Genomic DNA, 14,883 nt, shown 5'->3' with positions numbered 1-14,883 from the left:
AATAGTATTGCGCCAGAGCCCTCGGCAGGCTCGGTCAAAAGCCGAGGGAGATGCATCGTGAAAACCACCACCCGTGTTGTAGTGATTGGCGGGGGCGTCGTCGGATGTTCGGTCCTCTATCATCTGACCAAACTTGGCTGGTCGGATGTGATGCTCCTGGAACGGTCCGAGCTCACCAGCGGCTCGACCTGGCACGCGGCAGGTGGATTCCACACGCTGAACGGCGACACTAACATGGCCGCCCTGCAGGGCTATACCATACGGTTGTATAAAGAGCTGGAAGAGATCACGGGCATGTCTTGCGGCCTGCACCATGTGGGTGGCGTCACTCTGGCCGACAATCAGGATCGCTTCGACATGCTACTGGCCGAGCGTGCCAAACACCGGTTCATGGGCCTTGAGACCGAGATTGTGGGGCCAGAAGAGATCAGGAGGATCGCTCCGATCACCAACACCGATGGTATACTTGGCGCGCTTTATGACCCCCTGGACGGGCATTTAGACCCTTCGGGCACCACCCATGCCTATGCCAAGGCCGCGCGTATGGGCGGCGCCACGATCAAAACCCATTGCATGGTGCGCGAGACCAACCAGCGCCCGGACGGAACATGGGATGTGGTGACCGACAAGGGCACCATTAACGCTGAGCATATCGTCAACGCAGGCGGTTTGTGGGCGCGCGAGGTCGGCGCAATGGCCGGTATCTATTTCCCGCTTCATCCGATGGAGCACCAATATCTGGTCACCGATTCCATTCCTGAGATCGAGGCCATCATTGACGCGGGTGGCGAGCACCCGCATGTGATGGATCCCGCTGGAGAAAGCTATCTGCGGCAGGAAGGGCGCGGGCTGTGCATCGGTTTTTATGAACAACCCTGTAAGCCCTGGGCCGTTGACGGAACCCCTTGGGAATTTGGACACGAGTTGTTGCCTGATGATTTCGACAAGATCGCCGACAGTATCGAATTTGCCTACCAGCGCTTCCCTGTGCTGGCTGAGGCGGGGGTCAAATCGGTCATCCACGGGCCATTTACTTTTGCCCCCGATGGCAATCCCCTGGTCGGGCCTGTGCCTGGCGTGCGGAACTACTGGTCGGCCTGCGGTGTCATGGCCGGTTTTAGCCAGGGCGGAGGGGTTGGCCTGACTCTCGCACAATGGATGATCGAAGGCGAACCTGAACGCGATGTGTTTGCGATGGATGTGGCCCGGTTCGGCGACTGGATCAGCCCCGGTTACACGCGCCCCAAAGTGATTGAGAACTATCAGAAACGGTTCAGCGTCGCATATCCGAACGAAGAGCTGCCTGCCGCACGCCCAAACCGAACCACGCCGATGTATGACATCTTCAGCGATCTCGGTGCCGTATGGGGGCAGCAGTACGGGTTGGAGGTTCCGAACTACTTTGCCAAAGGGGATGAACCAGATTTCGAAACACCCTCTTTCCGCCGCTCCAACGCTTTTGAGGCCACTGGCCGAGAAGTCCGCGCCGTACGCGAAGGAGTGGGGATCAACGAGGTTCACAATTTTGGCAAATACCGCATCACAGGTGCCGGTGCCCGGGCATGGCTGGATCGCATCATGGCAGGTCGAATTCCGAAACCGGGTCGTGTTTCTTTAACGCCCATGTTGTCGCCCAATGGCAAATTGATCGGGGATTTCACCGTGTCCTGTCTGAGCGAAAATGAGTTTCGCGTCACGGCCTCATATGGCAGCCAGGCGTTTCACATGCGCTGGTTCCTGCAAAATCAGGACGAAGGCATAAACATCGAAAACATCAGTGACCGGCTGAACGGCTTTCAGATTGCTGGCCCCAAGGCCACCGAGGTCCTGTCGGCCTGTACCCGGGATGATGTTAGTTCACTTAGGTTCCTTGACGTGCGCGAGATGACCATCGGCATGACAGACTGCATCGTTCAACGCGTCAGCTATACCGGTGACCTGGGATATGAGATCTATTGTGATCCGATGGCACAGCGGCAGCTTTGGTGGACCTTATGGCAGGCAGGCCAACCTCATGGCATCGCACCATTTGGCATGCGTGCGATGATGAGCCTGCGTTTGGACAAGTTCTTTGGGTCGTGGATGCGCGAGTTTTCGCCGGACTATACCGCCGCGGAAACCGGTCTGGATCGGTTCATCTCATTCGCAAAGAACAGCAACTTCATTGGCCGCGCAGCTGTCGAGGCCGAACGCGCTGCTGGCACCAATCGCCGTTTGGTTGCGTTCGAGGTCGATGCAGCCGATGCCGATGTTAACGCGTATGAACCGATATGGATTGATGGTTCAGTTGTCGGCTTCTGCACGTCAGGCGGGTATTCCCACTATGCACGCAAATCGATAGCAATGGGATTCCTGCCAACCGAACAAGCAACCGAAGGTTGCGAGGTCGCGATTGAGATACTGGGCAGGATGCGCGCGGCCCGTGTGATCACCACGCCTCTGTTTGATGCCGACGGTGCAAGAATGCGGGGATGACACAATCTGACCTTAGCGGCATGGTGGCGAGATGAAAGAGATTCCCATCATACTGCTCGCCGCTGGCCAATCCAGCCGTATGGGTGGGACCGATAAGCTGATGCAGCCAGTGGGTGGCGTGCCGCTGCTGCGCCGTGTCGCGCAAAGAGCGATTGCCGTTGGTCCTGTTTTCGTTGCCCTGCCCCCGATGCCTCATCCACGCTATACGGTGTTGAAAGATCTCGATGTGCTGCCGGTCGAAATCCCGAACGCACGGGAAGGTATCAATGCCAGTCTAAAGGGGGCGATGGCTGCAATCCCAGCCGATGCGAAGGCAGTCATGATCCTCTTGTCCGACTTGCCGGATCTTACGACTGCAGATCTACGCAATGTCCTGCAATCGGTCAAAACCCATCCTGCCAATCGAATTTGGCGCGGTGCGACCAACCAGGGCGTCCCTGGGCACCCGGTGATCTTTGATCGCTCTCTCTTCGCAGAACTGACAGACCTGACCGGTGACAGTGGCGCGCAATCTGTCGTACGGCGTCACAAGGATGCAGTTCACCTTCATCGCCTGCCCAGCCAAAATGCGCTGTTGGATCTAGATACGCCAGAGGATTGGTCAGAGTGGGTAGCCCGCCAACCTTCTGGGCTTCACCCGAAATAAACACGGCCCGGTCGTTTTCGACCGGGCCGCATGCCCAAAAACAGGACTACCACTTTCACCAATCTCTAAAGCACTATCAGATCGCCAATCAGGCTGTCCGACTTTGAGCTGCAGAACCTAAACAAGACCCCCTCGTTAACATGCCGCTCAGCGCTGTGGAGACTGAGATGTGCCTTTGACACCCCCTAGTGTCTCAGGCCCCCCTCACTTGGGCATAACCAATGTCGCCGATCAGATGCGTTCAAACAATGTAAAATTGGAAGAAATGGTAAATTTGAGCGAAGACGGTTTGGCTTTTGCGCAACAATACAACACTCAAGACTCTACCAGTGGTTGCAGCTCCTTAGCTCTACTCGAGACAAATACAGCGTTAATAGTTCATCGATACTCCCATTGCGCCTATTTCATAGACACCTACACACGCACTCAAAGATTAGATTGATTGCGCGACACAACTTTAAGGGGAGAAATTCGACGGGCCGCCCACGCGCCGTTTCTTTGTTAACAAAAATGATTCAATTCAATACTTTTCCGAAATTATTGACTTCGTCGGCAACAATCCACCGATTCGCCCCGATTCTCCCAAGCTGATTCTCGCTGTTAAGCCCTTTCGAACAGAGTCATTAAAGCGGCGAAACGTGGCGAAATTAAGGTTTCTTAATTTTTCTCTCAGGATATCCCAAGGTTGCTGGGGCATCTCCTGTCTGAATGCGCGGGATCAACCGCCAAACACAGACAGGAGTCAAAATGAGCATCCGGAAATCCTCACTGCTTCTTCCAAGCACATCCAGCTGGATGGGGGCTGGCGCACTGGGCGCGGCAATGCTGGCCACAACCGTTCTGCCCGCAATGGCAGACGAGGCGCTGGCTGATCTGGTCGAAACGGTTTCACCCTCGGTGGTGACAATCATCGCCAAACAAGACGCAACGCCAAAACAGGCGCAGGGGCAGGACTTCAATTTCGAAGGTCACCCCTTTGGTGAATTCTTTGAACGCTTTGGAGGCCCGGAAGAGTTCAACATGCCACAGCGCGGTCCAAGCCAGGGTTTGGGCTCTGGATTCGTACTGGACGAGGCGGGTTACATCGTGACCAATCACCACGTTGTCGACAACGCAACCGAAGTGACTGTCCGCCTGAGCGATGACCGTACGTTCCAAGCTGAAGTCATAGGCACTGATCCGCTAACGGATATTGCCGTACTCAAGATCGATGCCGGTGAAGACTTGCAGGCCGTCGAAATGGGTGACAGCGATGTAATTCGCGTCGGCGAAGATGTGGTGGCCATCGGCAACCCGTTCGGTCTGAACGCGACTGTTACGACTGGCATCGTATCTGCGAAGGGCCGCAATATTTCGGAAGGTCCGTACGCCGAGTTCATCCAGACTGATGCCGCCATCAACAAAGGTAACTCGGGTGGTCCGCTGTTTAATATGGAAGGCGAAGTAATCGGGGTGAACTCGGCAATCTATTCGCCTAGCGGAGGCTCGGTAGGATTGGGTTTTGCGGTCACATCCAATATTGTCGATCACATTACAGCTGATCTGCTGGATGACGGTGAAGTCAGCCGCGGTTGGTTGGGTGTTTCGATTCAGAATGTGAGCCCCGAATTGGCGGCAGCAATGGGAATTGATGTCGCTACCGGCGCCCTGGTATCCGATGTTGTCCCGGGCAGCCCCGCCGATGGTGTGCTGCAGCAAGGCGATGTTATCCTGTCCTTCAACGACGAAGCCGTTGAATCCAGTAATGAACTCCCCGTTCTGGTTGGAACCACCAAGGTTGGCACCGACAGTACATTGACAGTTCTGCGCAACGGCAAGGAAGAACAGATCAAGCTGACGATCGGCCAACATCAGGCAGCATCGGCGGCTACCGACAGCGTAGCGGAAGACAAGCTCGAAGGCACCAAACTTGGCGTTATCGTGGCTCCTCTGACTGAAAGCGCCCGTGCAGAAGTTGGCGTCGCGGAATCTGTCGATGGCGTTGTTGTCACCGATCTCCAGCCTGAAAGCCCTGCGGCCAAAGCTGGTTTGCAACGCGGCGATGTTATCGTCCGGCTAGGCAATCTGGATACGGTTTCGCCGGATGCGCTGAAGGAAGCACTGGAAAGCGAAAAGACCGATCCAGCGCTGGTTCTTATCAACCGTGGCGGCAACCAAATATTTGTCGCGGTCGAAATCGTCTGACCCCACACCTAAGCGCGCCACATGATGGGGAAATCTGGTGCGCTTATTTCTGGCCGACGCGGATTGTCCACGCGCCGCCGGAACAGCCGGGTGCGGCATCGCACCCGGCATGTTTTTTTCAAACAGTATGTGTGTTTAAATCCCGATGTGAAGGAGCCCTGATTATGAGTAGACGCCTGTTAATCGTTGAAGATGACCAAGACACACGGGACTTCATTGCCAAAGGGTTTGGCGAAGAAGGGTACGTTGTCGAAGTTGCATCAGACGGCCGCGAAGGGTTGTACCACGCCACCGATGGCGGATTTGACGCAGTCGTGCTGGATCGAATGCTGCCAGGCTTGGACGGGTTGTCGCTGATCAAATCAATGCGTGCGGCCGGGGTAAAAACACCTGTGCTGATGCTAACCGCCATGAGCGCGGTCGACGAACGCGTCAAAGGCCTGCGTGCTGGGGCTGACGACTATTTGGTCAAACCATTTTCGTTCCAGGAGCTCCACGCTCGGATCGAGGCGCTGCTGCGCCGTCCACAAGAGTCAGAAGAAACCCCTTCCCTCGCCTGCCGCGATCTTGAGATGGATTTGTTGACCCGCAAGGTCACGCGCAGTGGCCGGGAAATCACTCTAACCCCGCGCGAATTTCAGATTCTGGAGTTCTTTCTGCGGCGCAAGAACCGAGTCGTCTCGCGCACCATGTTGCTAGAAGGCGTGTGGGATTATCACTTTGATCCGAACACCAATGTAGTCGACGTGCATATCTCGAAGCTTCGCCGCCAACTCGATGAAGACGGGGCCGACCCGATTATTGAAACGGTCCGAGGGGCCGGTTACATGGTTTCGGATGGATAACCTGCGCCTGTCGCTCAAAAATTCACGTACGCGGCTGGTTCTGGCCAGTATGGTTCTCAGCACGTTGCTAACAGCGGCGGTGCTTGCGATGGTCTATGTGACTGCCAACCGCACGATTACGGGCGAAACGCGCTCGGTCGTGTCGGCTGAGCTCACCGGATTGGCGGATGAATATGAACGGCACGGCATGATCGGTTTGATCACTGCGATCGAGAGGCGATTGCCAACAGCGGCCGAGCGCGATGCGTTGTATCTGTTAACCGGTCGGCAGGGTACAAAGCTGGCGGGAAATTTATCTCATTGGCCCGAAGGAATCACAGCGGGCAGTGGGTGGGTCGACCTGCAGTTGCGCAAAGGGGACACCGATCAACACGTTCCGATTTCTGCTGCTTCCATCAGATTGCCGGGTGGTGAAAGATTGCTGGTTGGGCGAGATGCGCTGGCAAGACAGCAATTTGATCGTGTTCTTCTTCGCTCGGTAGCTCTGGCACTGGCGACCGCGCTTGCGCTTAGCCTGTTGACCGGTTGGTTGCTAACTCGGCTTGTGTTCTCGCGGCTAAAGGATATTGCCGACACCGCCGACAATATCGTTTCAGGCGATCTGGCCCTGCGCATGCCCTTGCGCGGAACAGGTGACGAATTCGACCAAGTTGCAGGCACTTTGAACAACATGCTTGATCGCATCGAAGAGCTGATCAGCAACCTGCGCACAACTTCCAACTCAATCGCCCATGACCTGCGCTCACCCCTGTCGCGACTTCGTCAGCGCGTCGAGTCTCTTGCCGAACCCGGGAAAAGCGAACAGGACCGTGATATCGACTTGGCCCGTGCGACTGGGGAAATTGATCATCTGTTGCGCGTCCTCAGCCAATTGACCGAGATCTCGCGGGCAGAAGCCGGTTTGGGGCGCGAGCAGTTCGAGCCGGTGAATTTGCCGCAACTGGTCGGTGATGTGGTTGAACTGTATGAACCTGTCGCTTCTGATCAGAACATCCGACTTGAAGTTGTTGGTAACGCCGAACCGATCCAGGGTCACCGCCCTCTTCTCTCTCAGGCATTGTCAAACCTGCTCGAAAACGCGATGCGCTATGCGCCTCCCGGTACTGCGATCACCATCGGAATCCGGGAAGATGAGGATTATGCATTGCTCAGCGTCCGTGATCGTGGCCCCGGTGTTCCGGAAAACGATCTGTCACGGTTGCAGATGCCCTTCGTCACCCTTGATCCCGCACGGACTGAACGCAACGCGGGGCTAGGTCTCGCACTTGTAGCGGCCATCTCGCATATGCACGGGGGCAGCTTTCAGGCCCGGAACCGCAAGCCCGGTCTGGAGACGACTCTGAGGCTTTCACGCAAGTTTTGATAATTGAAATTCAAGCCGCAAGGCATTGTGAAATAACTAAAGAATCGCAGGGAGAGAGGCATACCCATGAAAGCGAATGCGGCCACCTCGCACCCTAGGTTCCTGAAGTTGGTAATCCGGAAACCGGTTCAGTAATCGCCCTAGCGCCACGCGACCTTCAAGCCGCGCAAGAGTCAGGCCAACGCAGACATGCGGACCGCCTGCGAACGCCAGATGCCGGTTCGGTTTGCGCGTGATGTCAAAACGCGTCGGGTCGGGAAAGACCTCAGGATCGCGGTTCGCCGCACCGATACTGAGGTGCAGGTTCGTTCCTTTGACGATCAGATGTCCCCTGATCTCAACCTCAGCCGTGGTTTCCCTGTTGCCAAACTGATTGGGGGACCGAAAGCGCAAGACCTCCTCGACTGTCGAAGCGATCAGGTCAGGATTATCCAGCAGGCGTTTGCGTTGTTCCGGATGGTCGTTCAGCAATGCCAACCCATTGCCGATCAGATTGGTGGTGGTCTCATGGCCGGCGTTCAGGATGAAGATGCAATTCTGTAACAGCTCAATTTCGCTTAATTTTTCATCTGCACCCTCACCTCGGATCAGGCGGGTCAAAACATCAATCTCAGGATCACCCGGTTTTGCACGGCGACGGGCAACGAGGTCCTGAAGGTAGGCTTTAAATTCACGTACCGCGCTGTGGCCTATTTCCAGTTGTGTCTCCGTCAAAGCGGGTTCCAAAGCACCAAGAATGGCTAAAGACCAATCCCTTAGCGGTGCACGTTCATCCATAGGGACGTCCAGCAGATTACCAATGATCTGGATCGGAATCGTCGATGCAAAATCCTCAATCAGATCCACCTGTGCTTTGCCTTCCATGTCGTCGAGCAATACATCAACAGTTTCGATCAAACCCGGCTCCATCCGCGCAATTGCGCGCGGCGTCAGGGCCGAGGTCATGATTTTACGCACCCGTGTGTGGAGCGGCGGGTCAGAGAACACCAGCGACGTTGTGTGATGCTCGAACAACGGCGAGCCAACTCCAAATTTCGGACCAAACGCTGCCTCTTTGTCCGAAGAATAGAGCGTCGTGTTGCGATAAATCGCATCCAGATCTGCATGACGAGACAACAGTACGGAACCATCTGGTTGACGCAGTATCGGTGCGTATTCGAGCAAAGCATCGTAAAAGGAAAATGGGTCATCGACAAACCCCTCGGGCGGGTTTGTCAGGTCTAGATTTTGCGCAAGATTCTTTAGGCTTATGTCGTTCATGCTTCGCTCCCCTGACGTTTGGGTAGCGGAATAGACTACAGCAAACAACCTTGTCAGATGACAGGCCACGTCGGACCGGATAAGACAAGGCATGTCTGACCCGATTTCATCAATCCGCAATCTTGGCCCAGCGTTCGAACAGGCCTGCGCACGGGCGGGAATTATGACAGCTCAGGAGTTGCGCGATCTTGGTGCTGATGAGGCATATGCTCGCCTGTTGCAGGCTGGAACCCGCCCGCATTTCATCGGCTATTATGTCTTAGTCATGGGCTTGCAAGGGCGCCCATGGAATGACTGTAAAGGCGAGGAAAAGAAGGCATTGCGTGAACGGTTCGATGCGATCAAGGCCAGCACCAGTCGGGCGCCTGAAAGCCAGTTGATTTCAGATCTGGATGCCGTTGGCGTGCGTGTATCGGCAAGTGACCTCAAACCTGTCTAAGCAACAAAAAAAAATGCCGCGCCCAACAAGGGCACGGCCAAAAACTTTGATCTGACGAAAGATTAGCCGACCAGCTCGATGCCCGAGAAGAAGTAGGCGATCTCAACCGCAGCAGTTTCCGGAGCGTCCGAACCGTGGACCGAGTTTTCGCCAACCGACTCGGCGAATTCGGCGCGGATGGTGCCGGGGGCAGCATCAGCGGGGTTGGTCGCACCCATAACTTCACGGTTCTTCGCAATTGCGCCTTCGCCTTCCAGAACCTGGACAACAACCGGTGCCGACGACATGAATTCGCACAGTTCGTCATAGAACGGACGCTCAGCATGGACGTCGTAGAACTTGCCTGCTTGGGATTTGGTCATGTGGATGCGCTTTTGCGCAACGATGCGCAGGCCAGCTTCTTCAAACTTGGCATTGATCTTGCCAGTCAGATTGCGGCGGGTTGCATCGGGCTTGATGATCGAGAATGTGCGTTCCAGTGCCATATTGGCCTCTCCTTGACTTAAGGGCGCAAAACCTGCGCCGAAATCCATCGCGCGCCGCCTAACATGGTATTTGCCTCATGAAAAGCGTTATGATCGTTTATCGCTCAGATCGCCTCAGGCAGTGGGTCGGTACGATCCAACCGTCGGACATAGAGCACAGCCAGCAATCCAACAAAGCTGCTGCCGCACATCATGCTTAGCACCAGATAAGGCCCGTTTTCAGGGCTTACGAACGTCCCGGTCATCATGGTCAAGACGGCACCCAACGCAACGATCAAGGCACCCGACAAGCCAGCCGCGCTGCCCGCCAGTTTCGGGCGCACCGACATCACCCCGGCCGAGGCATTTGCATTGGTCAGACCATTTCCAAAACCAACGCAGATGGCGGAACCGAAAAATACCCAGACCGAGCCCATGTTGCCGATGAACAGCAACAGCCCGCAGAACGGTCCGACCGACGCTACGATCCGACCGAATAGGATCATTGTGGTGAGTTGAGTGCGCTTTGCGATGCGCCCGGTAACAAAGTTGCCGACCATAAAACCGCCCGTGATGATCCCGATCCCAAGGCCTAGCATGGCGGGGTTGAGATCAAACCAGGCTGCAGCGACCAACGGCGCGCCGGTGATGAAACTGAAAAAACCACCGATGGAGAACGCAGCGCATAAGGCATAGCCCCAGAACCTGCGTGCGCGAAACAGATGCGGGTATTCGCGCATCTGCGCCGCGAAAGTCGACGAGCGATTGGTGTTGGTTTCACCCATGTCGACCCACAACAGCATTAGTACCCCCGCCCCAAGCAACGAATACATTACGAACCCGGCGCGCCAACCGAACAGCATGTCCAGCGCACCGCCCAGCATCGGTCCAAGCATCGGTGCCAGCGCCATCGCCATCGCGACGTAGCCCAGTTTGCTGGCTGCTTCATTTGGGGGATATCGGTCGCGGATCGAAGCGCTCGACAGAACTGGCCCGGCCACCACCGCCGCCTGAACCATCCGAAATGTAAGGAATGCCCAGATCGAGTCTGCCAGCACGCACCCGATTGATGCGACAACAAATATTGTCATCGCGATCAGCAGGACGGGCCGACGCCCGTAACGATCCGACAGCGGCCCGACGATCAACTGCAAGACCGCCGAGACACATAGATACCCGGCCACAGATACGTTCATCAGGCCATAATCCACACCAAAATCTTCGCTCATATGCGCCAGCGACGGCAGGAACATGTTCAGTGTCAGAACCGAGAGTGCCGTTGCAAAGATCAGCGTTATCAGGGTCGGAGGTGATTGAGCCGGACGCATATCGAAACCGTTTGGAAGACAAACCGGAACAGCGCTAACACATTGCTTCTGGCTTGAACATGGTGACCTCTGGCGGCGTCTTTGATGCTCTGATAAGAGCGCCTCATGCTACGGATTGAGAATATAAATTATGCCGTTGAAGGCCGTCCCCTGTTCGACGGGGCCAGCGCGACCATTCCCGACGGCCACAAGGTCGGCCTTGTCGGGCGCAATGGTACCGGAAAGACGACGCTCTTCCGGTTGATCCGTGGTGAGCTGTCGCTGGAATCAGGCAATATCTCGTTACCGAAACGCGCGCGGATCGGCGGCGTGGCGCAGGAGGTGCCGTCGTCGGATGTCTCGCTGATCAACACCGTTCTGGCAGCGGATGTCGAACGATGTTCATTGATGGCCGAAGCTGACAGCGCGACCGACCCGGATCGGATTGCCGAGATTCAAACACGTCTGACTGATATCGACGCTTGGTCGGCTGAAGCGCGCGCGGCCTCGATCCTCAAAGGACTGGGCTTTGACGATGAAGATCAGCTGAAGCCCTGTTCTGATTTCTCGGGCGGCTGGCGGATGCGCGTGGCGCTGGCGGCAGTGCTGTTTTCACAGCCCGATCTGCTGCTGCTGGATGAACCGACCAACTATCTGGACCTCGAAGGTGCGCTGTGGCTGGAAAGCTATCTGGCGAAATACCCGCATACTGTCATCATCATCAGCCACGACCGTGGGCTTCTAAATCGTGCGGTGGGCTCAATTCTGCATCTCGAAGACCGCAAGCTGACATATTATGCGGTTCCCTACGACAAGTTTGCTGAGCGCCGCGCCGAACGTCTGGCGCAGGCAGAATCCGAGAATGCCAAAGCCAAGGCGCGCATCGCACATTTGCAAAGTTTCGTGGATCGCTTCCGTTACAAAGCGTCAAAGGCGGTTCAGGCCCAATCCCGCCTCAAAATGATTGAGCGCATCCAGCTGGTCTCAACCCCACAAGAGGCAGCTTTGCGCGCCTTTTCCTTCCCCGAGCCGGAAGAGCTGTCGCCCCCGATCATCCAGCTTGAGGGCGGTGTGACTGGCTATGGCGAGACCGAGGTTCTGCGACGACTGAACCTACGCATTGATCAGGACGATCGCATCGCTTTGCTGGGCAAGAACGGTCAAGGCAAGTCGACCCTTTCGAAACTGCTGTCCGACCGACTGCCCCTGATGGCGGGAAAAATGACCCGCAGTTCCAAGCTGCGCATCGGCTATTTCGCACAGCATCAGGTGGATGAGCTGCATGTGGACGAAACGCCTTTGGATCACCTGCGCCGCCTGCGCCCGAATGAGGCACCCGGCAAGTGGCGCTCGCGCCTGGCGGGGTTCGGGTTGAATTCGGATCAGGCGGAAACGCTAGTCGGTCGTCTGTCAGGTGGGCAAAAGGCGCGTTTGTCGCTGCTGATTGCTACAATCGACGCACCGCACATGCTGATCCTCGACGAGCCGACGAACCACCTGGACATCGAAAGCCGCGAAGCGTTGGTTGAGGCGCTGACTGCCTATTCCGGCGCGGTTATCTTGGTCAGCCACGACATGCATCTACTGTCGCTGGTCGCCGACCGGCTTTGGTTGGTTTCGGATGGCACTGTGAAGCCGTTCGACGGCGATCTTGAGGCCTATCGCGCCCTTCTTTTGGCCCGCGAAAAACCGGTCAAAGAGAAACCGCAGACCGCCAAACCCAAACGTGCATCACGCGAGACGGTATTGGCGCTGCGCGCGGATCTGCGCAAATGTGAAGATCGGGTCGAGAAACTCACGAATATGCACGACAAGCTATCGGCCAAGCTGGCGGATCCGGCGCTCTATGAAGACGACCGGATCAACGATCTGGAAACCTGGAACCGCAAGTTCGCCGAGGTGGTCGAGGCCATGCAAAAGGCTGAGGCCCTTTGGGTCGCCGCCGCAGAACGCTTGGAACAGGCAGAGAGCGCAGCATGATCGACATGGCCTTTTTCATAACTGCTTTCACCACGATGTTCGTGGTGATCGACCCGTTCGGCACTACGCCGGTCTTTGTTGCTTTGACACAGGACATGGATGCCGCAACGCGCCGTAAGATTGCCATTCGCAGTTGCTTGACCGCCGTTTTCATCCTGATCGCCTTCGCCGCGTTTGGTGAGGCGGTTCTGGGCTTTATTGGTATCTCGATGCCTGCGTTCAAAGTGGCCGGCGGCGCATTGTTGTTCCTGACCGCGCTCGACATGCTATTCGAGCGGCGCAACAAGCGGCGCGAGAACCGTGCGGAAGAGGAAGAGCATCCTGACCCGTCGGTGTTCCCGTTGGCCATTCCTCTGATCGCCGGACCAGGCTCGATCGCAACTATCATTCTGTTGGCGGGACAAAACCCCGGCATTCAGGGGATCGCAGCCGCCTGTGCCGTCATGCTGGGCGTCATGCTGGTTGTTTTTGTGTTCTTTCTGGCCGGAGGTCTGATTGCTCGCATCTTGGGCAAAACCGGGTTGAACGTACTGACACGGCTGCTGGGTATGCTGCTGGCCGCACTATCGGTTCAGTTCATTCTAGATGGCCTAAAAGCCTTTGGTTTCGCCTCCTGAGGCACCATATTGGCATCAGACAACTGTATTCGGGTGATTGAATGGACGGCGAAGATTTTGGGCGATTGACCTATCTGGTTCTGCTGGGAGCCGCCCTGTTGATGTGGTTTTTAACTCAGAACCGCCAGTCATTGGGCAAAACCATGCAGCAGGTCGCGGCTTGGGTGTTCATCTTTATCGGCGTCATCGCCGTAGTCGGGCTGTGGGATGACATCCGCTCGACCGTCAGCCCTACCCCACAGCTGACCGTAACCGATCAGAGGATCGAAGTGCCCCGTTCGTATGATGGACACTACTATTTGCCGATGCTTGTAAATGGCAAAGCCGTGACCTTTCTGGTCGATACCGGGGCCAGCAATATCGTCATTAGTCCGAAAGATGCCGAACGAATTGGAATCGATACGGATCAATTGAACTATCTGGGCCGCGCTTCGACGGCCAATGGCATCGTGCGTACGGCTCCGATTCGGCTGGACAGCCTGTCCCTGGGCCCGATCACTGATCGCAATATCCCGGCCTCGATCAATGAGGGCGATCTGGATCAATCCCTGCTGGGGATGGAATATCTGCATCGTTTTTCGAACATCCAGTTTGCTGACGGACGCCTGATTTTGTCGCGCTGACGGCAATCCTCAATTGAGAACAAAATAAGAACATGCTAGTTTGATTGGCATGTCCACCCATCTTCTTGGCCGCAAGCCCGCGCGCACCCCACTCGGCGTGGCCCTGCACCCACAGATCAGCCTACAACTGGCCCGTGTGCACGAGGCCTGCGGCCCTGCCCGGCGCAGTTTTGCCCTGTGGGTGGCGGGGCAAACTCAGGGTCCGGTAATGTGGATTGCCCCAGCGTGGGAGGTCGCCCAGCTGCATCCCGAAGGCATGTTACCTTTTGCTGACCCGTCCCGGTTTCTGCTGATCCGCCCTGATAAACCCGAAGACCTGTTGTGGTGCATGGAAGAAGCCTTGCGCAGTGGTGCCGCGCCTCTGGTCATCGGCGACCTGCCCGGCCCGCCGGGTCTGACCCCTGTTCGTCGGTTGCATCTGGCCGCCGAACAGGGTGGCACATCGGGTCAGGCCCCTCTGGGGCTGTTGCTGACACCTGACGATGGCGGCGCGCAGGGGATCGAGACGCGCTGGCATATGGAGCCGACTTATCGGGACGAGGCCTGCAGTTGGCACCTGACCCGCCGCCGCGCCCGCGCCCTGCCCCCGGCCAGTTGGCACGTGACGCGGACGGCCCCCCATTTCGGCCTGCAGTTACAACAGATCAAAACCGAAGACGCACCCACGTTCACATAACTTG

13 protein-coding genes are annotated in these 14,883 nt (G+C 56.6%); 10 read left to right on the top strand and 3 right to left on the bottom strand.

Annotated features, from left to right (window positions below; all coding sequences use genetic code 11):
- Window positions 1-57 precede the first annotated feature (57 nt).
- The 5 genes from ACR0JR_RS01305 (at window position 58) to ACR0JR_RS01285 (ending at window position 7,513) form a co-directional block, all read left to right on the top strand.
- Window positions 58-2,475 carry a GcvT family protein gene (locus ACR0JR_RS01305; protein ID WP_480454741.1) on the top strand — a complete coding sequence of 806 codons (2,418 nt, stop codon included), beginning with the start codon at window positions 58-60 and terminating at the stop codon, window positions 2,473-2,475.
- Window positions 2,476-2,506: 31 nt separating this feature from the next.
- Window positions 2,507-3,121 (top strand): nucleotidyltransferase family protein, encoded by a 615-nt coding sequence (locus ACR0JR_RS01300; RefSeq protein WP_480454740.1) that lies wholly within the window; start codon window positions 2,507-2,509, stop codon window positions 3,119-3,121.
- A gap of 747 nt (window positions 3,122-3,868) precedes the next feature.
- Window positions 3,869-5,305, top strand: coding sequence for a Do family serine endopeptidase (locus ACR0JR_RS01295; protein ID WP_480454739.1), 1,437 nt, complete (start codon window positions 3,869-3,871; stop codon window positions 5,303-5,305).
- 164 nt (window positions 5,306-5,469) lie between these two features.
- Window positions 5,470-6,150 (top strand): response regulator transcription factor, encoded by a 681-nt coding sequence (locus ACR0JR_RS01290; RefSeq protein WP_010439589.1) that lies wholly within the window; start codon window positions 5,470-5,472, stop codon window positions 6,148-6,150.
- Window positions 6,143-7,513: a sensor histidine kinase gene (locus tag ACR0JR_RS01285; RefSeq protein WP_480454736.1), complete on the top strand. Its 1,371-nt coding sequence runs from the start codon at window positions 6,143-6,145 to the stop codon at window positions 7,511-7,513. The genes ACR0JR_RS01290 and ACR0JR_RS01285 overlap by 8 nt, the downstream gene beginning before the upstream one ends.
- Window positions 7,514-7,549: 36 nt before the next feature.
- On the opposite strand, the gene ACR0JR_RS01280 is transcribed toward ACR0JR_RS01285, so the two are convergent.
- Window positions 7,550-8,773, bottom strand: coding sequence for a cytochrome P450 (locus tag ACR0JR_RS01280; protein ID WP_480454734.1), 1,224 nt, complete (start codon window positions 8,771-8,773; stop codon window positions 7,550-7,552).
- A gap of 91 nt (window positions 8,774-8,864) precedes the next feature.
- Between ACR0JR_RS01280 and ACR0JR_RS01275 the strand changes: the two genes are divergently transcribed.
- Window positions 8,865-9,212: a TfoX/Sxy family protein gene (locus tag ACR0JR_RS01275; protein WP_170469648.1), complete on the top strand. Its 348-nt coding sequence runs from the start codon at window positions 8,865-8,867 to the stop codon at window positions 9,210-9,212.
- 62 nt (window positions 9,213-9,274) lie between these two features.
- On the opposite strand, the gene ndk is transcribed toward ACR0JR_RS01275, so the two are convergent.
- Window positions 9,275-9,697 (bottom strand): nucleoside-diphosphate kinase, encoded by a 423-nt coding sequence (gene ndk, locus ACR0JR_RS01270; RefSeq protein ID WP_010439579.1) that lies wholly within the window; start codon window positions 9,695-9,697, stop codon window positions 9,275-9,277.
- A 104-nt stretch (window positions 9,698-9,801) separates the two neighbouring features.
- Window positions 9,802-11,004 (bottom strand): multidrug effflux MFS transporter, encoded by a 1,203-nt coding sequence (locus tag ACR0JR_RS01265; protein WP_480454732.1) that lies wholly within the window; start codon window positions 11,002-11,004, stop codon window positions 9,802-9,804.
- A gap of 105 nt (window positions 11,005-11,109) precedes the next feature.
- Here ACR0JR_RS01265 and ACR0JR_RS01260 point away from each other — a divergent pair, with 105 nt between their 5' ends.
- From ACR0JR_RS01260 to ACR0JR_RS01245, 4 genes are read left to right on the top strand one after another with little or no spacing between them, the layout of a single operon-like run.
- Complete coding sequence (locus tag ACR0JR_RS01260) at window positions 11,110-12,963, top strand: ABC-F family ATP-binding cassette domain-containing protein (RefSeq protein WP_480454731.1); 1,854 nt, start codon at window positions 11,110-11,112, stop codon at window positions 12,961-12,963.
- A complete protein-coding gene (locus ACR0JR_RS01255) occupies window positions 12,960-13,580 on the top strand; it encodes a MarC family protein (RefSeq protein WP_170539242.1) in 621 nt (206 codons plus the stop codon). The genes ACR0JR_RS01260 and ACR0JR_RS01255 overlap by 4 nt, the downstream gene beginning before the upstream one ends.
- Window positions 13,581-13,621: 41 nt before the next feature.
- Window positions 13,622-14,203 carry a retropepsin-like aspartic protease family protein gene (locus tag ACR0JR_RS01250; RefSeq protein WP_480454730.1) on the top strand — a complete coding sequence of 194 codons (582 nt, stop codon included), beginning with the start codon at window positions 13,622-13,624 and terminating at the stop codon, window positions 14,201-14,203.
- 49 nt (window positions 14,204-14,252) lie between these two features.
- A complete protein-coding gene (locus ACR0JR_RS01245; RefSeq protein ID WP_480454729.1) occupies window positions 14,253-14,879 on the top strand; it encodes an ImuA family protein in 627 nt (208 codons plus the stop codon).
- Window positions 14,880-14,883 lie beyond the last annotated feature (4 nt).

It is taken from the genome of Ruegeria sp. AA3, assembly GCF_056542905.1.
This window is presented reverse-complemented; position numbering and strand designations above follow the sequence as displayed.

Bases quoted from the DNA above. Each gene is read 5' to 3' on its own strand.
- ACR0JR_RS01290 (WP_010439589.1), top strand. From the start codon at position 5,470: ATGAGTAGACGCCTGTTAATCGTTGAAGATGACCAAGACACACGGGAC.
- ACR0JR_RS01275 (WP_170469648.1), top strand. From the start codon at position 8,865: ATGTCTGACCCGATTTCATCAATCCGCAATCTTGGCCCAGCGTTCGAA.
- ACR0JR_RS01295 (WP_480454739.1), top strand. From the start codon at position 3,869: ATGAGCATCCGGAAATCCTCACTGCTTCTTCCAAGCACATCCAGCTGG.
- ACR0JR_RS01245 (WP_480454729.1), top strand. From the start codon at position 14,253: ATGTCCACCCATCTTCTTGGCCGCAAGCCCGCGCGCACCCCACTCGGC.
- ACR0JR_RS01280 (WP_480454734.1), bottom strand. From the start codon at position 8,773: ATGAACGACATAAGCCTAAAGAATCTTGCGCAAAATCTAGACCTGACA.
- ACR0JR_RS01250 (WP_480454730.1), top strand. From the start codon at position 13,622: ATGGACGGCGAAGATTTTGGGCGATTGACCTATCTGGTTCTGCTGGGA.
- ACR0JR_RS01265 (WP_480454732.1), bottom strand. From the start codon at position 11,004: ATGCGTCCGGCTCAATCACCTCCGACCCTGATAACGCTGATCTTTGCA.
- ACR0JR_RS01260 (WP_480454731.1), top strand. From the start codon at position 11,110: ATGCTACGGATTGAGAATATAAATTATGCCGTTGAAGGCCGTCCCCTG.
- ACR0JR_RS01285 (WP_480454736.1), top strand. From the start codon at position 6,143: ATGGATAACCTGCGCCTGTCGCTCAAAAATTCACGTACGCGGCTGGTT.
- ACR0JR_RS01300 (WP_480454740.1), top strand. From the start codon at position 2,507: ATGAAAGAGATTCCCATCATACTGCTCGCCGCTGGCCAATCCAGCCGT.
- ACR0JR_RS01255 (WP_170539242.1), top strand. From the start codon at position 12,960: ATGATCGACATGGCCTTTTTCATAACTGCTTTCACCACGATGTTCGTG.
- ndk (WP_010439579.1), bottom strand. From the start codon at position 9,697: ATGGCACTGGAACGCACATTCTCGATCATCAAGCCCGATGCAACCCGC.